Here is a 19,285-nt window from a genome sequence, read left to right as displayed (position 1 = left end):
CCAACCGCCCCTCGCACCTTGCCCTATGCGCAACACTGATCGTTGTTGATCATGTGCGCAGCGAACACCCTGAACGTAGTGTGATATTCAACAAAGCCGACTGCATCACTACCTGAACCACTTGCACAAAAAGTCGAGCCATACAAACCCATAATTATTTCGTTGAAACGTAACGCCACGTGTCCCTCTGCTACACCGCGATGCGCTGCGCAATAATCGACACGATTGTCGCAACATCGTCGGCAGATATGGCCGTACCCGTGGGTAGCACGATTACACGCTGTGCTACTCGCTCAGTATTGGGCAACACCAATGCCGAATGAGGAAACAACTGACGATATGGACTCATATTGTGGCACCCAGGCCAAAAATACTTTCGGACCAGCACGTTCTCGGCGTGCAAGGTGTCAACCAGATCGTCTCGGCTACAAGGACAGTCTTCCCCCACCTCCAATACGACATATTGAAAGTTATTTCGCCTACTTTCGTCGAAATCGAGCACACTTAGGCCCGGCAAGTGGGAAATTGCGTCTTTATAAGCGTAGTAGTTGCGGCGATTCACCTCGATAACCGAATCGACGTAATCAAGGTTGGACAATCCCATTGCCGCGCATACCTCCACCATCTTACCGTTGGTGCCAGGATGAATGACGTTGTCGTAGCCGGCAAAGCCGAAGTTACGCATTAGCCGCACGGCCTGAGCAAGATCTCCGTCGTTAGTTACAACGGCCCCACCTTCAAAGGTATTAAAGAACTTCGTGGCGTGAAAGCTCAGCACTTCGCAAGCACCGAAACTACCAATGAAACGTCCACCGTAATCACAACCAAAGGCATGAGCTGCATCAAAAAGCAACTTCAAACCATGCTCATCAGCTATTTTCTGCAGAGCCTCGATAGGTGCTGCACGACCCCATAAATGCACGCCAATAATGCCAGTCGTCTTGGGCGTAATCATACGCTGCACGGCCACCGGATCGAGATTGTGTGTGCTCGGATCGATATCGGCAAAAACAGGAGTAATCCCTTGCCAATGTAATGCGTGCGCCGTCGCAATAAAGGTATATGAGGGCACAATGACCTCACCCGAAAGCCCCAGAGCACGAATAGCGATCTCCAGGGCAATGGTGCCATTACACATGGCTACACAATGTGCAACTCCCAGCTGCTCAGCTATGCGCCGTTCGAACTGTTGCAAAAGCGGCCCATTGTTGCTGAACCAATGGCGATCGAACATCTCACCTGCCAAACGCAAGAACGTGTCGCGGCTACCAACATTGGGGCGCCCTACGTGCAGAGGTTCGGAATAAGCTGGGGACGCGCCGTAAATGGCCAGGTCGTCACTGGAACGAATTAATTTCATGTCCTGCATCCATCAGTTAACTCAACGACGTAAATAAACACTGCGTCTCCAAAAGGCCGGCTCAACATGCAGAACAAGCATCTGAGCGCGCATCCATTTATCGATCGCGCTGCCGCGTGTAGGTAAGCGCTGTAATTTGCTCCGAGACCAGTCCGATCAGGAAGACTATTACTGACGCACTCCACATCAGGGTGCTCATATTCGTCAGCCGCCCTTCATGGAGAAAGGTCCATGCATAGTTGAGCAAACCGAGCATGAAAAAGCAGGCACTCGCTGGAACGAATAGCTTGAGCGGTGAATAGAGCGTGGCGATCTTGAAAATGATCAGCAGAAATCGGATACCGTCCCGAAGAGGGCGGATATGACTTTTGCCCACGCGTTGTGCAGCCTTAATGGGCAAATAAGCCAGCGGATATGCGCTGCGAAAGAACGCCATAGTGCTGGTCGTGGGATAGCTGAACCCGTTGGGCAAAAGGTGCAGAAATTCCCGAAATTTATCTGCGCGTACTGCGCGGAAGCCTGAAGTGAGGTCGGCGACCGGGTGCCCCGTCATTCGTGTTGCCAGCCAGTTGTAAAGCGTATTGGCCAGACCTCGCCCGACACCCGCCTGGCTGCCCCAATCCCTTGCCCCTACGACCATGTCGTAGCCTTGTTCCAGTCGTTCGAGCAATCGGGCAACGTCAGCCGGGTCGTGCTGACCATCTCCGTCCATGAAAACCAGAATATCGCCCGCAGCGGCTCGCGCCCCTCTCTTGATAGCCGCACCATTGCCCATGGAATAAGGCGAGCTAATGCATTGGACTCCGCTCTGAGCGCAAACGGTACGCGTATCATCGGTAGAACCATCGTCCACGACAATGATTTCTGCAACCGGCTGCGCGGCCTTCAGGCGCGGCAACAACCCTGCCAGGGCAGAGGCTTCATTTTTGGCGGGCAAAATAATACTGAGACGAGACAAACTGGGTCACTCCCCTGGATGTTGGCAAATCATACCTCGGGCACATCCTTGCAGACATGACGGGAAACTCAATCGGACGACCAAAGCCGCACATCACCAGTTGCCTGTAGACTTCGAAAGGAATTACCTATCCAACAGGGTATTGCGTTGTCGACTCCATTCACCACATCCCGCCCTGGCGGCACCCTTATCCTTTGTTTCGTTGCTGCCGCCGCTGCGCTTTTCGTCGCACTGGTCTACTGGCCCGTTTCGCATGCCCAATTCGTTTGGGACGACATTATGAATTTTCAGCGATCTGGGGGCTTGCGTCACGGCAACGACTGGCAACACCTTATTTTTCGCGGCTTCAATGGCTTCGTGAATTATTTTCGTCCGCTGGTGGTAGCGCTATTCACCCTCGAAGTACGCGCATTTCAAGTAACGCCCGGCCCCATGCACGTAATCTCGCTGATGGTCCACATTGTCAATACCTTGTTGGTGGGCCTGCTCGCCATGCACCTGAGTGCCGGCGAGTCCCGATCCGGCCAGCATTGGTTTGTCATGACATTGGCCATGCTTCTCTATGGCTTGCACCCCCTACTAGTCGAACCCGTGGTTTGGATCGACTGTCAGTTCGATCTGATCGCCACCTTGTTCATGCTGCTCGGACTACTGCTTAACGCCAGCCTGAAACGCAACTTTCCGCGAATGCTTGCCGTTGCTCTGTGCTTTTTTCTGGCCGCTTGTTCAAAAGAATCTGCCGCACCATTTCCTCTTTTTATCGTGGTATTCGATTGGCTTAAGTTGCCAATCAGCAAAAGCACCCCGAAATTGGCGCAATTACAAAGTCTAATTAGCCGAAATTGGCCAGTTTATGTCCTGACCCTGGTAGCAGGTATTACCTATCTTTTCTTGCGACACTGGGCCCTTGGCAGCCTCGCCTTGGAAGCAGGGACTGACCAGCTACCAGCGCTGCCTCGAGCACAACAAGCCAGCTTTCTATATCTGCGCTATTGGCGCATGTTTTTCTGGCCCATGACAGGAATGGGCCCCCTCCACCCGATCGACAGCATTCAATTCTTCAATTTCAGCAGCATGTCGATATTGAGGGACGTGGGTGCAGTTAGCATGGTTCTGATAGGCTTTATCCTCACGCTCCGACGCTCTTTCACCGGCGGACTAATCCTCGTCGTGACGTTTTCTTTGCTACCTGTATTACACGTCCTAGCAGCCAACGTCGACGCCAGCCTTTACCATGAACGCTATGCCATGACCGCGCTAGCTATCGCTTGCGCCATGGTACCAGGATGCTTGCAGGAGACCCCTATTCCAGCCAACATCCGTGATGTCTGCTCGATAGCAGCTCTCGTTGCGCTAGCGGCATGGATAGCCCTATCGATAATGAACATCAGACAGACAATTCCACTTTGGTCATCCCAACTAAAATTATGGGAGTGGGCGTATCAAGAGAATCCGACTTACGTCGGCGCAAAAGATCAGCTAATCACCGCATATATCGGGGCAGGAAAAAACGAGAAAGCGACCTACATTATAAATGATGTAATTGCTCGGAGCGAAAACTGTCCGATGTGCATGCTTAATGGGGCAAGCATGGCTCTGAAAGAAGGAAAAGCGGATCTTGCGGAATTTTATTTATCAAAAATAAAAAATCCGAACGAACTTCGTTTCAATAACGCCACTTACGATTTCTATCTAATAGATCAAGCGGAAGTGCTGATCTTACGAAACCGGGCAGCGGAGGCTGAGCCCATCTTGCGGCAAGCCATAGCAGCAGATGGCTCGGACCCTGAACCTCAATTTACACTAGCCGTGGCATTGGCATTGCAGGGAAAAATCTTAGCCGCAAAAAGCGCGCAAAAATCGGCGATGTCCCTTTATGTGCCCGACGGAACGGAGCGCGCGCGGCGAGAGGAGACCTTCACAGCGCTACTGGATTCCCTCCAAACCACTTCGGGGAAGGGGGCCGACGTAACAAGGAACTGACGAAGACATCGCACATCCTGTTCCACCATTCTCTCCCATTGCTCCTTTACGACCGCTCATCGTCTCATCGATCATGAGATGTCACTGATCACGCCATAGAGGCATAGGGGCATCCCATGGCCGAAAGGACTGATGTGCGGTAAATTCCCTTCCAATCAGGGGGCTGGACCAGATTCGTTATGTCATCGCAACTACAACCATCCGTCGCGGGGCTCTCGGGCATGGCCCGCCGTCTGGTCGCCGAGGGCCTGCTACCGGAAGCGGATGCGCGCAAGGCCGTTACCGACTGCAGCCAAAACAAGAAAACTCTGACTGCCTGGCTGCTAGAGCAGAACTTGGTTGACAGCACTCGGCTGGCCCAGGTGGCCTCGGCTGAGTTTGGCATGCCTATGCTTGACGTAACCTCGTTGTCCCCTTCGAGCATGCCCAAGGGACTAATCAGCCAGGAGTTGATCACCAAACATCAGGTGCTCCCGCTGATCCAACGTGGCAAGCGCCTGTTTGTTGGCATTGCCGATCCGATGCAATTGCATGCCCTGGACGAGATCAAGTTCCACTCCAATTGCATGGTAGAGCCGATCTTGGTGGAGCGCATACAGCTCAACCGGGCGATCGACGCGGCGATCAGCGCGATGAGCAGCGCCATGCCCGATCTGGGCGGCGGCGACCTGGATGAGCTGGCGCTGGAGGGCGGCAGTGACGAGGAAGGCAGCAGCTCCGGTAGTGATATCGACGCCAACGCCGATGCTCCAGTAGTGAAGTTCGTCAACAAGATCCTGGTGGACGCGATCCGCCGCGGTGCCTCGGATATCCATTTCGAGCCTTTCGAATCGCAGTACCGCGTGCGGTTCCGCATGGACGGCATGTTGCGGGCGATGGCCTCCCCGCCCCAGAAGCTGGCTAACCGCATTTCAGCACGCCTGAAAGTGATGGCCGGGCTGGATATCGCCGAGCGCCGCGTGCCTCAGGACGGACGCATCAAATTGAACCTGAGCAAGAGCCACGCGATGGATTTTCGCGTGAGCACCCTGCCCACGCTGTTCGGCGAGAAGGTGGTGCTGCGTATCCTGGACAGCTCATCGGCCAAGCTCGGCATCGACAAGCTGGGCTATGACGATGATCAGAAACAGCTTTATCTGGATGCCATGCACAAGCCTTACGGCATGGTGCTGGTGACCGGCCCTACGGGCTCGGGCAAGACCGTGTCGCTTTATACCGCTTTGAATATCCTCAACACCGCCGAGCGCAATATCTCCACGGTCGAAGACCCGGTGGAAATCCGTGTAGAGGGGATCAACCAGGTCCAGCAGAACACCAAGCGAGGCATGACTTTCGCTGCCGCGCTGCGCTCGTTCCTGCGCCAGGACCCGGACGTGATCATGGTGGGCGAAATCCGTGACCTGGAGACGGCCGAAATCGCCATCAAGGCCGCCCAGACCGGTCACATGGTGCTGTCCACGCTGCATACCAACGACGCGCCACAGACGATCGCCCGCCTGATGAACATGGGCATCGCGCCTTATAACATCACCTCTTCGGTCACCCTGGTCATTGCCCAGCGCCTGGCTCGCCGCCTGCATGGCTGCAAGAAGGTGCAAAACTTGCCACCACAAGTGCTGCTCGACGCTGGCTTTACGCAAGAGGAAATCGACGCCGGCCTTACGCTCTATGAAGCAGGCGGATGCGATGAATGCAACGAAGGCTACAAAGGGCGCGTGGGCATCTATCAGGTGATGCCGATGCTGGAGGACATCCAGAAGATCGTACTGCAAGGCGGCAACGCCTTACAGATTGCCGAAGTCTCCCGCAAGGCCGGCATCAACGATCTGCGCGCCTCGGCCTTGAAGAAGGTCAGGGATGGGGTCACCAGCCTGGCCGAAATCGACCGCGTCACCAAGGATTGAGTATCCGGTCAACCTTTCGGGGCAGTGGGATGTCGGACTTGCGCCAGACACCTCGAAACCCTGCCTAGAAGTAACGTAAGCTCGAGATATACCTGCCCGGCTTATCGCCGGAGCCGGACCGGATCATTGGGGGATGGGCATGGCCACCGTAACAGCCGCTAAGAACGTTCGCACGCAGGCCGCGCAGCGCGCCGAAGTGACGCAGATGCCGACCTATGATTGGACCGCGCTGGACAAGCGCGGCAAGGTCATGAAGGGGTCGATGCAGTCCAAGAATGCGACCTTGGTGAAAGCCGAGTTGCGCCGCCAGGGCATGAATCCCCAGAACGTCAAGGAGCGGTCGAAACCGCTGTTCGGTGGCAACGGCAAATCGGTCAAACCCCGTGACGTGGCCATCTTCAGTCGCCAGATCGCCACCATGATGGCCTCGGGCGTACCCATGGTCCAGGCCTTCGACATCATCGCCGACGGCCAGAGGAACCCCCGTTTCAAGACCATACTTGTCAATGTGAAACAGGGCATCGAAGGCGGATCTTCGCTACATGAAGCACTGGGCTTGTATCCGATACAGTTCGACGAGCTCTATCGCAACCTCGTGCGCGCCGGCGAATCAGCAGGTGTGCTCGATACCGTGCTGGACACGGTCGCCACCTACAAAGAGCGCATGGAGAGCATCAAGAGCAAGATCAAAAAGGCCATGTTCTATCCGGTGATGGTGCTGGCCGTAGCCATGCTGGTCTGCATGATCATGCTGCTGTTCGTGGTGCCCGTGTTTGCCAAAACCTTCCAAGATGCTGGCGCCGCCCTGCCTGCCCCCACACAGGTCGTGGTCAGCGCCTCCCAATTCATGCAGAGCTATTGGTGGGTGGTGATCGGCAGCGTGGTTTTGGCCGTCGTTGGCATTACCCAGGGCAAAAGACGTTCGGCGAAATTTTCGCACTTCCTCGATCGCGTACTGCTGCGTTTCCCCGTGATCGGCGCCATCCTGCGCAACTCCGCCATCGCCCGTTTCTCCCGCACCCTGGGCGTCACCTTCCACGCCGGTGTGCCGTTGGTCGAAGCCCTCGACTCGGTAGCCGGCGCCACCGGCAGCGTGGTCTACGGCGACGCCATCAAGCTGATGCGAGACGACGTGGCGGTCGGCCACCAGTTGCAATTGGCTATGCGCCAGACCGGCCTGTTTCCCAACATGGTGGTGCAGATGACGGCCATCGGCGAAGAATCCGGTGCACTGGACAGCATGTTGTTCAAGGTGGCGGAGTTCTACGAGGAAGAGGTCAATAACGCCGTCGATACGCTCTCCACCCTGCTGGAACCTCTGATCATGGTGATCCTGGGTACGTTGGTGGGCGGCATGGTGGTGTCGCTGTATCTGCCGATCTTCAAGCTCGCTGGCGCGGTCGCCGGTTAATATCGACGGCATTCTCTTTGTATAGGAGCCGGGCATGCCCGACTTGCCGTTGATTGCGTGGGTCGTGCTGGCCGGTGTGCTCGGCCTGATAGTAGGCAGCTTTCTCAATGTGGTGATTCTGCGCCTGCCCGCGCGGCTCGAAGCAGCCTGGCGACAGGAAGCGCAGAGCGTGCTGGGGTTGGAAGCGGAGGCCGAACCGTTGCCACCCGGGGTGGTACGCGAACCCTCCCACTGTCCGCATTGCAAACACCCGCTGAGCGCCCGCGACAACATCCCTCTGTTCGGCTGGATGCTGCTGCGCGGGCGCTGCCGTTATTGCCAGGCGCCCATTTCGATCCAATACCCGTTGGTCGAACTGCTGACTGCCCTATTCAGCGCCATCATCGTCTGGAAATTCGGTGTCACCTGGGCAGCTTTGGCGGGATTATTTCTGACCTGGGCACTGGTGGCGCTTTCGGGCATCGATTTCCGTACGCAGTTGCTGCCCGACCAGATCACCCTGCCCCTGCTTTGGCTGGGTTTGCTGTTGAGCTTGCTTCATCTCTTCGTAGCACCACAGCCTGCCATTCTGGGCGCGGCCATCGGCTACCTCAGCCTGTGGAGCGTGTACTGGCTGTTCAAACTGCTGACCGGCAAGGAAGGCATGGGCTTCGGCGACTTCAAGCTGCTCGCCGCACTCGGTGCCTGGATGGGACCGGGTGCCCTGCTGCCGATCATCCTGTTGTCCTCGCTGGTCGGCGCCGTGATCGGCGGCACATTGATCGCCTTGCGCAAACAAGGGCGCGACGTACCGATGCCGTTCGGCCCCTTTATCGCCATGGCCGGCTGGATCTGGTTTGTGGCAGGCGACGAACTCTGGCACGCCTACGCAAGCTTCTCCGGAATGCAGTGAGCCGGACCATGCCATTGACCGTGGCGCTCACCGGCGGCATTGCCTCCGGGAAAAGCGTGGTGGAGCGGCGCTTCAAATCCCTGGGTGTAGCGGTCTGTGATGCAGACCATGCCGCACGTGTCGCGGTGGAACCCGGCAGCAGCGGCCTTGCCGCCATCGTGGCTGCGTTCGGTGCCGGCGTGCTCGATGCGCAGGGCCGCCTGGATCGCCCCGCCATGCGTCAGCGTGTTTTTGCCGACCCCGACGCGCGCAAGACTCTGGAGGCCATCGTGCATCCGCGCGTGCGGCAGTGGATGCTGGATCACGCCCAGCACGCCGACGGCCCTTACGTCATGCTGTCGATCCCCCTGCTTGCCGAAAACATCGGGCATTACCGCTGGGTCGACCGGATCGTGGTGGTGGACGTGCCCGAGGCGCTGCAACAGCAGCGGTTGATCGCCCGCGACGGCATCGATGAAACACTCGCCACGCGCATCCTCGCCAGCCAGGCCACCCGGACCGCCCGCCTGGGTCTGGCCGATGACGTGATTGACAACGCCGGCCCCGAAGCCGCACTGGATGCCCAGATCGCCGCCCTGCATCAACGCTACCTGGACCTGACAGCAGCCCCGCGCTGACCCTTACCCCTCGGGGAACGAGCGTTTCGCCCGCGGTTACGCAGCGCATTCAACCGGTTAAACTTGGGAATCCCGCCCCAAGTGCGAAGTCTTGATCCCGATGTCCACCGAATCCGCCGCCGCCAAGCCTGCCGAAACCCCCGAGACCGACGCGCCGCGCGATTTCGTCCGCCAGATCATTCGCGACGACCTGGCCAAGGGCAAGCACACCGCCATCCGCACCCGCTTTCCTCCCGAGCCCAACGGCTACCTGCACATCGGCCACGCCAAGGCCATCTGCCTGGACTTCGGCATTGCCCGGGAGTTCGAGGGCTGGTGCAACCTGCGCCTGGACGACACCAACCCCGGCAAGGAAGACCCGGAATTCGTCGAAGGCATCAAGGACGACGTGCGCTGGCTGGGCTACGAGTGGCATGACCTGCGCCACGCCTCGGATTACTTCGAGGTGTTCTATCGCTCCGCGGTCAAGCTGATCGAGGACGGCCACGCCTACGTCGACGACCTCACCGCCGAGCAGGTGCGCGAATACCGCGGCACGCTCACCGAACCTGGCCGCAACTCGCCCTTCCGCGACCGCAGCGTGGCGGAAAACCTGGACCTGTTCCGTCGCATGCGCGCGGGCGAGTTCGAGGACGGCAGCAAGACCCTGCGCGCCAAGATCGACATGTCCTCGGGCAACATCAACCTGCGCGATCCGGCCATTTACCGCATCCGCAAGGTCACCCACCAGAACACCGGCGACGCGTGGCCGATCTATCCGATGTACGACTACGCGCATTGCCTGTCCGATGCGCTTGAAGGCATCACGCACTCGCTGTGCACGCTGGAGTTCGAAGACCACCGCCCGCTCTACGACTGGTTCGTGGACAACGTGGACCTGCCGAACCATCCGGAACTGTGGCAGCACATGCGCGATGCCGGCTTCCGCACCGAACCGGCCAAGCCGCGACAGATCGAATTCTCCCGCCTCAACCTGAGCTACATGATCACCAGCAAGCGCAAACTGGCGCAGATGGTGAACGAAGCGGTGGTCGACGGCTGGGACGATCCGCGCATGAACACCTTGCGCGGCCTGCGCCGTCGCGGCTTTACGCCTGGCGGCATCCGCCTGCTGATCGAACGCCTGGGTGTGAGCAAGCAGAACAGCGTGATCGACTACGCCATCTTCGAGAACTGCGTGCGCGAAGACCTGGACGGCAGCGCACCGCGCCGCATGGCCGTGATCGATCCGCTGAAACTGGTGATCACCAACCTGCCCGAAGGCTACGAAGAAACGCTGACCTTCTCCAACCATCCCAAGGACGAAAGCTTCGGCACGCGCCAGGTTCCGTTCTCGCGCGAGCTGTGGATCGAACGCGAAGACTTCGCCGAAGTGCCGCCCAAGGGCTTCCATCGCCTGAAGCCGGAAGGTGAAGTGCGCCTGCGCGGCGTCGGCATCGTGAAGTGCGAGCAGATCGTCAAAAATGCTGACGGTGAAATCACGGAACTGCATTGCACGCTCGACCTGGAATCGCGTTCGGGCATGCCCGGCGCCGATCGCAAGGTCAAAGGCACCATTCACTGGGTCAGCGCCAAGCACGGCGTAGCCACGGAAATCCGCCTGTACGACCGCCTGTTCAGCGTGCCCACGCCAGACGACGAAAGCGACGGCAAGACCTGGCTGGAACACATCAACCCCGATGCCAAGCGCATCGTGCGCGGCTGGCTGGAGCCTTCGGCCGCCGGCGCGGCGCCGGAGCAGCGCTACCAGTTCGAACGCCTGGGCTATTTCGTAGCCGACCGTATCGAGCACCGTGCGGAAGCGCCGGTGTTCAATCGCACCGTCACCCTGCGTGACGCCTGGGCCAAACAGGCATGATGCTGCCGTTGCAGATCCATCTCACCCTACCGCCCTGGATCGAAGAAGTGGCCGACACGAGTCGACGCTATCTGACCGATGAAGAGCGCGTAGGGCTGGCGATCGAACTGTCACGGCGCAACATCCAGCACGGCAGCGGCGGCCCGTTTGGTGCGGCCGTCTTCGACGAACACGGTCGACTGATTGCCGCAGCGGCCAATCGCGTGGTACCGCAAACCTGCTCGGTCGCGCATGCCGAAATGCTCGCTTACATGGCCGCCCAGCAGCGGCTTGCCAGCTACCGTCTCAACGAAAAAGGCGGCCATTACACCCTGGCCACCAGCGCACAGCCTTGCTGCCAATGCTACGGCGCTACCGTGTGGGCGGGCATTGATACGCTGCTGATCGGTGCACGCGCGGAAGATGTGGAAACGCTTACCGAGTTCGATGAAGGCCCGCTGCCGGCGGACTGGATCGGCGAACTGGAGAAGCGCGGCATCGCCGTGCGCCGCGACATTCTGCGCAGCGAAGCGCGCGATGTGCTTGCTACCTACGGTGCCACCGGGGAAAGCTATTGAACCGGCTGCGCGCCGCCTTGCCGCTGCTTCTGCTCGTGGCCGCGGGCATCGTGCTGCTTGCCTCCGGCGTATTCGATCGCATCCACCCGGAACAGCTGGTTGCGCATCAGCAGGAATTTCGCGCGCACATCAATGAAGATCCGTGGCTGAGCCGTTTGGTCTATATCGGCCTGCTCGTCTTGGCGACTTGCACCGGTATCCCGGTCACCATCGTGCTGATCCTTGCCGGCGGATTCGCGTTCGGCGTGGTGGAAGGTACGACGTATTCGTCGATCGGCCTCACCCTGGGTTCGCTGATTCTGTTTCTTGCCAGCCGCTACGCCTTCGGCGCGGGCAGCAAGCACCCACCCGCCATCGTGGAAAAATTGCATCATGGCTTCGAACGCCATCCGGTCGCCTATACGTTATTCCTGCGCCTGGTGCCGGTTGCGCCATTCGGCCTGATCACTGTCGCGCTTGCCTGGCTGCGCTGCTCGCTGTGGCTGTTTCTGGGCGCCACCTGGTTCGGCGGTACGGTGATGCTGGCCTTCGAAACCTCGATCGGTGCCGGCCTGGGCAAAGCCTTGAGCCACGGGCAGCAGTTCGGATTGAACCTGATGTTTGATCCGGGCGTGATCGCACCACTGGGCGTGCTGGCCCTGTTGTCGCTGGTACCGTTGATACTGGAGCGATTCAAATCGCGCTGGCATCCCTCGCATTCGCCGACCCAGCATCACTCCGACCAGCCCTAAGGCCTGTTGGCACCGCTTGCATTGCCCAAGAAAAAACCCGCAAGGCGCAGCGCCATGCGGGTTCTTAATGTGGTGGGCCGTGACAGATTCGAACTGTCGACCAATAGATTAAAAGTCTACTGCTCTACCGACTGAGCTAACGGCCCGCAAAAAAGTGAGCTGGCAATTTTATGGCCTGGAGGGCCGCGGCACAAGCCAATCAGGCATATCGGGTGGGATCGGGTAGTCCGGCCGCGTGAAATCCCTGGGCGCGCAGGCGACAGGCATCGCAATGGCCGCACGCCCTGCCCTCGGCATCCGCCTGGTAGCAGCTCACCGTGGCAGCAAAATCGATACCCAACCGCGCGCCCTCGCGGGCGATATCGGCCTTGCTCATCGCCATCAGCGGTGCGTGGATGCGAATGCCCGCACCTTCCACACCAGCTTTGGTGGCGACGTTGGCCAACTGCTCGAAGGCCTCCACAAAGGCCGGGCGGCAGTCGGGATAACCCGAATAATCGACCGCGTTGACGCCGCACCAGATATCCGTGGAGCCGAGCACCTCGGCCCAGCCGAGCGCGATCGACAGCATGATGGTGTTGCGCGCAGGCACATAGGTGATCGGAATGCCCTCGCCGCCCTCTTCCGGCACGTCGATATCGGCGGTCAACGCCGAACCGCCGATGCTGCGCAGATCCACGTGCACGGTCTTGTGTTCGACGGCGCCGAGCACGTGGGCCACGCGTGCCGCAGCTTCCAGTTCGGAACTGTGGCGTTGCCCGTAAGCGACGCTCAGCGCATGCACTTGATAGCCCTGCTCGCGAGCGATGGCGATGGTGACGGCCGAGTCCATGCCTCCGGAAACGAGGATGACGGCCTTGCGGGATTGAGATCCTGACATGGGTGGATTCCAGGTTTGAAACGGCCGGTCACCGGCCGGAAAGCGCTGACGGCGACACAAGCCGATGCGCGTGAATCACGTTGCCATCTTGCCGAAGCGGATCAATGGCCGGGAGCGTCGTTCCACAGCAGCTTGTGCAACTGCAGCTGAAAGCGCACCGGCAGTTTGTCCTCGATGATCCATTCGGCCAGCGCACGCGGCTCGACCGCGCCATGCACGGGCGAGAACAGCACCATGCAGCGCCGGTCGATGGCGTGTTCGGCCACCGCATCGCGCGCCCATTCGTAGTCGGCGCGACTGGCGATCACCACTTTCACTTGATCGTGCGGCAGCAGGTAATCAAGGTTGGACCAGAGATTGCGCTGGCTTTCGCCGGAATCGGGAGCTTTCAGGTCCATCACCTTGCGCACGCGCGGATCGACCGTTGACACATCGATCGCACCGGAGGTTTCCAGCGAGACCTCATAGCCGGCATCGCACAGTTTCTGCAAAAGAGTCAGGCAGCGCTTTTGCGCCAGCGGCTCGCCGCCGGTGACGCACACGTGCTTGGCACCGTGTGTAGCGACCTCGGCAAGAATGTCGTCGATATCGCGCCAGTTGCCGCCGTAGAACGAATATTCGGTATCGCACCAGACGCAGCGCAGCGGGCACCCGGTGAGGCGGACGAACACGGTGCGCCAGCCGATGGCATCGGCCTCGCCCTGGATCGAATGGAAAATCTCGGTGATGCGCAACCGCTCAACCGTCGACGGAGCCGACGTGGCGACTTCCACGTTCGCTTGATTGGCCGTCGTCATGGCTTGCGTCTCAGTGCGGTTGCTGCGCGAGACGGCGCAAACGTTCCTGCGCCAGTTTGGCCGCGTTGGAATTGGGATACTTGGCCAGCACAGACTTGAGAGTGGCGGCGCCAGCGTCGGTCTGCTTCATCTCGAGCTGGCTGTAGCCGAGCTTGAGCGTGGCGTCCGGGGCTTTCTCGCTCTGCGGATACTGGCTGAGCAAATGCTTGAAGGCTTCCACGGCGACCTGGTAGTTGGTCGTGGCGTAGTACGACTCGCCCAGCCAGTAGAAAGCATTCGGGATCAGCGCGTCGTTCGGGTATTTCTCGATAAATTCCCGGAACCCGCGCGACGAGGATACGTAGTCGCCCCCCTTCAGGGACTTGAAGGCGGCGTTGTAGGCATTGAGCGCAGCCGCTTTTTGCGCTGGCGGTTCGGCCGGAGCAGTCGATGGTGCGGGCGCTGCGGGGGACGATGCGGCGGCCGCCGCGCTACCGGCCGAAGCGGGTGCGGCGGGTGCCGTGCTGCTGGCAGCGGGTGCTGGGTTTGCGCCAGGGTTCTTTTCCAGGCGTCCTACCCGACTGTCCAGGTCGGTGTATTGCGCTTTGCTCTGGTCCTGCAACTGCTGCACCTGGTGCTGCAGTTCTTCGATCTGGCCCTGCATGTCGCGCATTTGCGACTGCATCTGCTGAAGCTGGCCGAGCACGTCGCCATGCCCTTGACCCTGGTTCTGCTGCAGCTGTTCGAGCCGGGCAACCCGGTCGGCCAGACTCATCGGCGACGAGTCCTGCGCGTGCACGGGGGCCACAAACAGCATGGCGGACGCCAAGGCGCCCGCCATGCCGAGACTGGCCGTGAAACGATTAGCCAATCGATACACCATTACTCAGCCGTGTAGACGATCTCGACGCGACGATTCTTGCTCCAGCAATCTTCGTTGTGCTCGCGGCACACCGGCTTTTCTTTGCCGTAGCTGATCACGCTGACCTGGCTGGCCGAGGCGCCATTGGCCTGCAGCGCGCTGGACACGGCGTTGCCGCGGCGCTCGCCGAGGCCAAGGTTGTATTCACGCGTACCGCGCTCGTCGGTGTTGCCTTCCAGGCGCATCTGAGCGGTCGGGCGGTCCTGCAGGTACTTGGCGTGGCACTGCATGATCTGCGCGAATTCCGGCTTCACTTCGTCCTTGTCGAAGTCGAAGTAGACAACGCGCTGACGCAGGCACGGATCGCTGTCGAGGTCAGCCGGGGTGTACTTGCCGGTGCCCTGCGGAGGAGCGGTTTGCGTGGTCTCGGGTTCAGCGGTGGGCGCCTGGGGCTTTACGGTCTTCTTGGAGCAAGCTGCTGCGCCAACGCAAAGCAGAGCGACCAGGGCGATACGAACGGTCTTATTCATGGTGACGTTCCTTCAAACGGGTTTGATTTCCGACAGTCAATGACGATTGCGGCTACGGGACAGTCATCGCCGGTGGGCCGGCTGTTTTACTTATTTTTCTTACAACTTCATCTTACGGCCACGCATTGTACTGCTTAAGGCCGCTAAGGGGCGAGGCAAAATGCGACCGCGCACCTCGGCCGAAACACTGGAGGCGTCCCGGGCCATTCCCCAAAACCCGGCCGCAGCCCTACGGGTTGCGACCGGATCGTATTCAATTTTTGCGATAGGGTCCCCAAGCCGGCTGACGCACGTCGCCATCGGCCAGCATCAGCCGTTGCCTGACCAGGCCATCGTCCGAAACGGCATACAACACGTCCCGGGCTCCATCGGTTGCGGCATAAATCAGCATGCTGGCGTTTGGTGCAAAGCTTGGCGATTCGTCAATGGGACCGGGCGAGATGTAGCGCAACTGCCCGCCGAGGCTCTGATCCACAATGGCGATACGATACACGTTCCCGTTGGCCTGCACCATTGCCATCTGTTTGCCGTCGTAGCTGACCGCCGCGTCCAGGTTCTGCTGCCCCTGGAAGGTGACTCGCTGCGGCGTGCCGCCGCCGGCCGAGACCTGATAGATCTGCGGGCGGCCCGAACGATCGGAGGTGAAGTAGATGCTTTGGCCGTCCGGCGCCCAGACCGGCTCGGTATTGATGGCCAGGGTACGCGTCAGGCGGGTTTCCTGGCGCGAGGCCAGATCCATGACATAGATCTCGGGATTGCCGGTGTAGGAGAGCGACAAGGCCAGCTTGGTGCCGTCCGGCGACCAGGCCGGTGCGCTGTTGATGCCCTTGCTGCGGCCGGAAATCAGCTGACGCGCACCGGTGGAAATGTTCTGGATGTAGATGGCCGAATCGCCGCTCTCGAAGGAGACGTAGGCAATACGGTTACCGTCCGGCGACCACTTCGGCGACAGCAGCGCTTCGTGCGAGCGGGCCACCACCTGCGGGTTGTAGCCATCCGAATCGGCCACGATCAGCGAGTAGGTCTGGTTGGAACCGGTACCTACCGAGGTGATATAGGCGATCCGCGTCCAGAACGCACCGGGGATGCCGGTGATCTGCTTGAAGATGGCGTCGGCGATCTGGTGCGCCACGCTGCGCAGGTCGCTGACCGGAGCCGGCGGCATGGCCGCACCGAGCAGGCGCTGCTGGCGGTTGACGTCCCACAACTCGTATTCGATGGACACCATGCCGGCACCGGCATCCTTGATGCGGCCGATCACGATGTAGTCCTGCTTGAGCAGGCGCCATGTGGCGAACTTGATGTCCGAACCCTGGCTGGGCTGCTCGACGATCTCGCTCACCGCCAGCGAGCGGAATTTGCCGCAGCGATTGAGGTCGTTGCGGATCACGTCGGCAGCGTCGGTCGGCAGCGGCGAACCGCCCTGCTGCGCGAACGGCACCACGGCGATCGGCGTGGCGGTTTTCACGCCGCCGACGATCTGCACGTTCAACGATTGCGCGACGGCGGGGCCGGCAATCAGGCCTGCGATCAACAGCAGGATCAGGTTAATCAGCGATCGGGGTGATCTGCGCATGGGCTTGCTCACTGCGGGGTGAAGGTGAAATCGATTTCGCGCCGGAACACTTTCTCGAAGCCCTTGTAGGGCAGCGGCTGTGCACGCAGCACGGCATTCTCGACCGACCGCCTGCCGGCATCGTCGTAGGGACAATTGCCCACGACCTTCGCGCTCATGACGTTGCCGCCAGGCAGCTGCACGATGTGAACCGTGCAGGGGACGCTGGGCATGTTATCCGGCCGGGTCCAATTCTGCGTGACAGCGTTCTGAATGGCCGCCGCATATTGCGACAGCAGATCGCTGTTGGCCGCATTGGTGCCGGTCTGGCGCTGGGCCGCATTGGGCAGGTCGGGCTGACCGTTGTCCTGGGCGTTTTTCAGGTCGGCCATCTGTTGCTTGGCCTGCTTGGCCTTGCTGTCCGCCTTCTGCGTTTGCGTGGAGGCTTCGTTGAGCTGCTTGAACAACTCATCCACCTTTTGCTGCTCGGCCTTCTTCTTGGCCGCCTGGGCATCCAGTTCGGACTGGCGCTGGCGCTCTTTCTCTTCCTGTAGCTTCTTGGCGTCCTCGGCCTTCTGCAGCGCATCCTGCACCACGCGCTCCTGATCCTCCGTAGACGGATTCTTCGGCGGCGGCGGCAATTGGCTGGGCTTCGGCGGCGGCTGCACCTGCGGCGGGGTCGGCGGCGGAACCGAAGGCGGGGGCGGCACGGTATTGGGTATCGGCTTTACCTTCACGGCCTTCGGCGGCGGCGAACCCGTATCGCCCAGCAGCGTGGCTTCGATCACCGGACCCTTCAACTGCAGGGGCGGTGGCGTACAGGTGATGGGGTTGGGCAGATGCAGGGCGCTGAGAAACGCCTCGTAGCTCGTGCACGGCAACATCGCCAGGAACAGGAACGCGACGATGCCCAGGTGCAGGATGGCCGATAGAACTACCGCCAGCGGGGTTCCTTTAGAGTCTGCTTTCATGCTCCAAGCACCCCGCGCCGGAAGCTGTTTGCACGCAAGGCAAGGAAGAACGAAGGCGCGTATGTCGATACGTAACTGAGTGATGACGCAGCATGGCGGGCAAACAGACCCGGCCCGTAGGGTTGCCCCTGAGCGCCCACCAGGCGGCAGCGCGCGGCTTGACTTGACAGCCAGTCAAGCGCTGCGCCAAACGCTGCCACCTGGCGACCGCTCAGGAGCAACGCGGGGTGCTTGGAGCATGAAAGCAGACTCTTATTACGGTCGTCCATTCGGATTGCCCGTCTCCGGCGCACTCATCAAACCGACCTTGGCCACGCCGGCCTGCTGCAACAGAGCCAGCACCTGGTAGACACCGTCGTACTTGCCGTCGCGATCGCCTGCAACCAGCACGCTGACGTCGGGATTTTCCTGCACGAAGGCGCTCACTTTGACCTTCAAGGCGTTGGCGTCGATCGGTTCCTTCTTGCTGGTGCCGAGGGTCAGATACATCTGGCCCTGGGCATCCACCGAAACGATCACCGGCTCCTTCTTGTCCTGCAACGACTTGGCGTTGGCCTGCGGCAGGTTCACGTCGACGTTGGCGTTGAGCATCGGCGCGGTGACCATGAAGATGATCAGCAGCACCAGCATCACGTCGATGTAGGGAACGACGTTGATTTCGGATTTGAGTTTGAAGCGCTTGTGGCGCGCGGCGTTTCGCATGATCGCGCCCTCGATCAGTTGTTGTCGTCGATCTGGATCTGACGCTGCAGCACCGAGGAGAATTCTTCCTGGAATACTTCGTAGTGCGAGGCTACGCGCTCCACTTTATTGGCGTAGCGGTTGTAGGCCCACACCGCCGGAATGGCGGCGAACAGACCCATGGCGGTGGCGATCAGCGCTTCGGAAATGTGCGGAGCCACCACGGCGATGGTGACGTCCTTCATTTCGCCCAGGCCCTGGAAGGCACCCATGATGCCCCACACCGTGCCGAACAGGCCCACGTACGGGCTGATCGAGCCGACGTTGGCGAGAAATTCCAGGTTGCGTTCCAGCGCACCGATTTCCTTGGTGCCGGCCACGCGCATGGCGCGTTCGGAGCCTTCGATCACCGTGCGCATGTCGGTGCTGCGGCGCTGGCGCTGGCGCACGAATTCGCGGAAGCCCGATTCGAAGATGTTTTCCATGCCGCCGTTGTCGCCGCCGTTGTTGCTGACTTCGCGGAACAACTGGGCAAGGTCGGCGCCGGACCAGAAGCGCTCTTCGAAGGACTCGGCGTTTTCCATCGCCGCCTTTAGCTGCGAATACTTGCGGATGATGATCACCCAGGACAGGAATGAGAACAGCAGCAGCAGCACCATCACCAGCTGCACAGGCAAGCTCGCATCGGCGAGCAGCTTGAAAATGTTCAATCCACTGTTCATGGCTTGGGGGTTCTCCACCACATGGGTATGTCTAAAA

18 protein-coding genes and 1 tRNA gene are annotated in these 19,285 nt (G+C 60.0%); 8 read left to right on the top strand and 11 right to left on the bottom strand.

Annotated features, from left to right (window positions below; translation table 11 throughout):
* Nucleotides 1-190: 190 nt before the first annotated feature.
* Nucleotides 191-1,360 (bottom strand): DegT/DnrJ/EryC1/StrS family aminotransferase, encoded by a 1,170-nt coding sequence (locus ISS99_RS10975; RefSeq protein ID WP_204631676.1) that lies wholly within the window; start codon nucleotides 1,358-1,360, stop codon nucleotides 191-193.
* Between the two features lie 97 nt (nucleotides 1,361-1,457).
* Nucleotides 1,458-2,318, bottom strand: a complete 861-nt coding sequence (locus tag ISS99_RS10970; RefSeq protein WP_204631675.1) for a glycosyltransferase family 2 protein — start codon at nucleotides 2,316-2,318, stop codon at nucleotides 1,458-1,460.
* Nucleotides 2,319-2,465: 147 nt separating this feature from the next.
* On the opposite strand from ISS99_RS10970, the gene ISS99_RS10965 reads away from it, so the two are divergent.
* The 8 genes from ISS99_RS10965 to ISS99_RS10930 all read left to right on the top strand — a co-directional run bounded on the left by ISS99_RS10965 (nucleotide 2,466) and on the right by ISS99_RS10930 (nucleotide 12,271).
* Nucleotides 2,466-4,301: a tetratricopeptide repeat protein gene (locus ISS99_RS10965; protein ID WP_204631674.1), complete on the top strand. Its 1,836-nt coding sequence runs from the start codon at nucleotides 2,466-2,468 to the stop codon at nucleotides 4,299-4,301.
* Nucleotides 4,302-4,480: 179 nt separating this feature from the next.
* Nucleotides 4,481-6,205 (top strand): type IV-A pilus assembly ATPase PilB, encoded by a 1,725-nt coding sequence (gene pilB / locus ISS99_RS10960; RefSeq protein WP_204631673.1) that lies wholly within the window; start codon nucleotides 4,481-4,483, stop codon nucleotides 6,203-6,205.
* A gap of 139 nt (nucleotides 6,206-6,344) precedes the next feature.
* Nucleotides 6,345-7,616, top strand: a complete 1,272-nt coding sequence (locus tag ISS99_RS10955; RefSeq protein WP_204631672.1) for a type II secretion system F family protein — start codon at nucleotides 6,345-6,347, stop codon at nucleotides 7,614-7,616.
* Nucleotides 7,617-7,650: 34 nt separating this feature from the next.
* Nucleotides 7,651-8,508, top strand: a complete 858-nt coding sequence (locus ISS99_RS10950; RefSeq protein ID WP_204631671.1) for a prepilin peptidase — start codon at nucleotides 7,651-7,653, stop codon at nucleotides 8,506-8,508.
* 8 nt (nucleotides 8,509-8,516) lie between these two features.
* Nucleotides 8,517-9,125 carry a dephospho-CoA kinase gene (gene coaE, locus ISS99_RS10945; RefSeq protein WP_204631670.1) on the top strand — a complete coding sequence of 203 codons (609 nt, stop codon included), beginning with the start codon at nucleotides 8,517-8,519 and terminating at the stop codon, nucleotides 9,123-9,125.
* A 100-nt stretch (nucleotides 9,126-9,225) separates the two neighbouring features.
* Nucleotides 9,226-10,983, top strand: coding sequence for a glutamine--tRNA ligase/YqeY domain fusion protein (locus ISS99_RS10940; protein ID WP_204631669.1), 1,758 nt, complete (start codon nucleotides 9,226-9,228; stop codon nucleotides 10,981-10,983).
* Nucleotides 10,983-11,540, top strand: a complete 558-nt coding sequence (locus ISS99_RS10935) for a nucleoside deaminase (protein WP_204632635.1) — start codon at nucleotides 10,983-10,985, stop codon at nucleotides 11,538-11,540. Before ISS99_RS10940 ends, ISS99_RS10935 begins: the two co-directional genes overlap by 1 nt.
* Nucleotides 11,537-12,271: a TVP38/TMEM64 family protein gene (locus ISS99_RS10930; protein WP_204631668.1), complete on the top strand. Its 735-nt coding sequence runs from the start codon at nucleotides 11,537-11,539 to the stop codon at nucleotides 12,269-12,271. Before ISS99_RS10935 ends, ISS99_RS10930 begins: the two co-directional genes overlap by 4 nt.
* Nucleotides 12,272-12,341: 70 nt before the next feature.
* On the opposite strand, the gene ISS99_RS10925 is transcribed toward ISS99_RS10930, so the two are convergent.
* The 9 genes from ISS99_RS10925 to tolQ form a co-directional block, all read right to left on the bottom strand.
* Nucleotides 12,342-12,417 (bottom strand) — tRNA-Lys (locus ISS99_RS10925).
* 53 nt (nucleotides 12,418-12,470) lie between these two features.
* Nucleotides 12,471-13,151: a 7-cyano-7-deazaguanine synthase QueC gene (gene queC, locus ISS99_RS10920; protein ID WP_204631667.1), complete on the bottom strand. Its 681-nt coding sequence runs from the start codon at nucleotides 13,149-13,151 to the stop codon at nucleotides 12,471-12,473.
* Between the two features lie 101 nt (nucleotides 13,152-13,252).
* Nucleotides 13,253-13,948: a 7-carboxy-7-deazaguanine synthase QueE gene (gene queE / locus ISS99_RS10915; RefSeq protein WP_204631666.1), complete on the bottom strand. Its 696-nt coding sequence runs from the start codon at nucleotides 13,946-13,948 to the stop codon at nucleotides 13,253-13,255.
* A 10-nt stretch (nucleotides 13,949-13,958) separates the two neighbouring features.
* Entirely contained in the window at nucleotides 13,959-14,807 is an 849-nt protein-coding gene (ybgF, locus tag ISS99_RS10910; protein ID WP_306482335.1) for a tol-pal system protein YbgF, read from the bottom strand.
* 2 nt (nucleotides 14,808-14,809) lie between these two features.
* Nucleotides 14,810-15,319: a peptidoglycan-associated lipoprotein Pal gene (gene pal / locus ISS99_RS10905; protein ID WP_204631664.1), complete on the bottom strand. Its 510-nt coding sequence runs from the start codon at nucleotides 15,317-15,319 to the stop codon at nucleotides 14,810-14,812.
* Between the two features lie 253 nt (nucleotides 15,320-15,572).
* On the bottom strand, nucleotides 15,573-16,895 hold the full coding sequence (tolB, locus tag ISS99_RS10900) for a Tol-Pal system beta propeller repeat protein TolB (protein WP_204631663.1): 1,323 nt from the start codon (nucleotides 16,893-16,895) through the stop codon (nucleotides 15,573-15,575).
* 8 nt (nucleotides 16,896-16,903) lie between these two features.
* Nucleotides 16,904-17,845, bottom strand: coding sequence for a cell envelope integrity TolA family protein (locus tag ISS99_RS10895; protein ID WP_204631662.1), 942 nt, complete (start codon nucleotides 17,843-17,845; stop codon nucleotides 16,904-16,906).
* Between the two features lie 255 nt (nucleotides 17,846-18,100).
* The gene (gene tolR / locus ISS99_RS10890; RefSeq protein ID WP_204631661.1) at nucleotides 18,101-18,547 is read right to left on the bottom strand and encodes a protein TolR; all 447 of its coding nucleotides are present in this window, start codon (nucleotides 18,545-18,547) and stop codon (nucleotides 18,101-18,103) included.
* Nucleotides 18,548-18,561: 14 nt separating this feature from the next.
* On the bottom strand, nucleotides 18,562-19,248 hold the full coding sequence (gene tolQ / locus ISS99_RS10885) for a protein TolQ (protein ID WP_204631660.1): 687 nt from the start codon (nucleotides 19,246-19,248) through the stop codon (nucleotides 18,562-18,564).
* Nucleotides 19,249-19,285: the final 37 nt, after the last annotated feature.

Source organism: Dyella mobilis (assembly GCF_016904945.1).
GTDB classification, from domain to species: Bacteria; Pseudomonadota; Gammaproteobacteria; order Xanthomonadales; family Rhodanobacteraceae; genus Dyella_B; species Dyella_B mobilis.
Note: the sequence above shows the minus strand (reverse complement) of the source record. Positions and strands in the feature narration are given on the sequence as shown.

Excerpts from the sequence above, each read along its gene's own strand:
- ISS99_RS10975 (WP_204631676.1), bottom strand. The coding sequence starts at position 1,360 with ATGAAATTAATTCGTTCCAGTGACGACCTGGCCATTTACGGCGCGTCC.
- pilB (WP_204631673.1), top strand. The coding sequence starts at position 4,481 with ATGTCATCGCAACTACAACCATCCGTCGCGGGGCTCTCGGGCATGGCC.
- ISS99_RS10955 (WP_204631672.1), top strand. The coding sequence starts at position 6,345 with ATGGCCACCGTAACAGCCGCTAAGAACGTTCGCACGCAGGCCGCGCAG.
- ISS99_RS10950 (WP_204631671.1), top strand. The coding sequence starts at position 7,651 with ATGCCCGACTTGCCGTTGATTGCGTGGGTCGTGCTGGCCGGTGTGCTC.
- coaE (WP_204631670.1), top strand. The coding sequence starts at position 8,517 with ATGCCATTGACCGTGGCGCTCACCGGCGGCATTGCCTCCGGGAAAAGC.
- ISS99_RS10940 (WP_204631669.1), top strand. The coding sequence starts at position 9,226 with ATGTCCACCGAATCCGCCGCCGCCAAGCCTGCCGAAACCCCCGAGACC.
- ISS99_RS10935 (WP_204632635.1), top strand. The coding sequence starts at position 10,983 with ATGCTGCCGTTGCAGATCCATCTCACCCTACCGCCCTGGATCGAAGAA.
- queC (WP_204631667.1), bottom strand. The coding sequence starts at position 13,151 with ATGTCAGGATCTCAATCCCGCAAGGCCGTCATCCTCGTTTCCGGAGGC.
- queE (WP_204631666.1), bottom strand. The coding sequence starts at position 13,948 with ATGACGACGGCCAATCAAGCGAACGTGGAAGTCGCCACGTCGGCTCCG.
- pal (WP_204631664.1), bottom strand. The coding sequence starts at position 15,319 with ATGAATAAGACCGTTCGTATCGCCCTGGTCGCTCTGCTTTGCGTTGGC.
- tolB (WP_204631663.1), bottom strand. The coding sequence starts at position 16,895 with ATGCGCAGATCACCCCGATCGCTGATTAACCTGATCCTGCTGTTGATC.
- ISS99_RS10895 (WP_204631662.1), bottom strand. The coding sequence starts at position 17,845 with ATGAAAGCAGACTCTAAAGGAACCCCGCTGGCGGTAGTTCTATCGGCC.
- tolR (WP_204631661.1), bottom strand. The coding sequence starts at position 18,547 with ATGCGAAACGCCGCGCGCCACAAGCGCTTCAAACTCAAATCCGAAATC.
- tolQ (WP_204631660.1), bottom strand. The coding sequence starts at position 19,248 with ATGAACAGTGGATTGAACATTTTCAAGCTGCTCGCCGATGCGAGCTTG.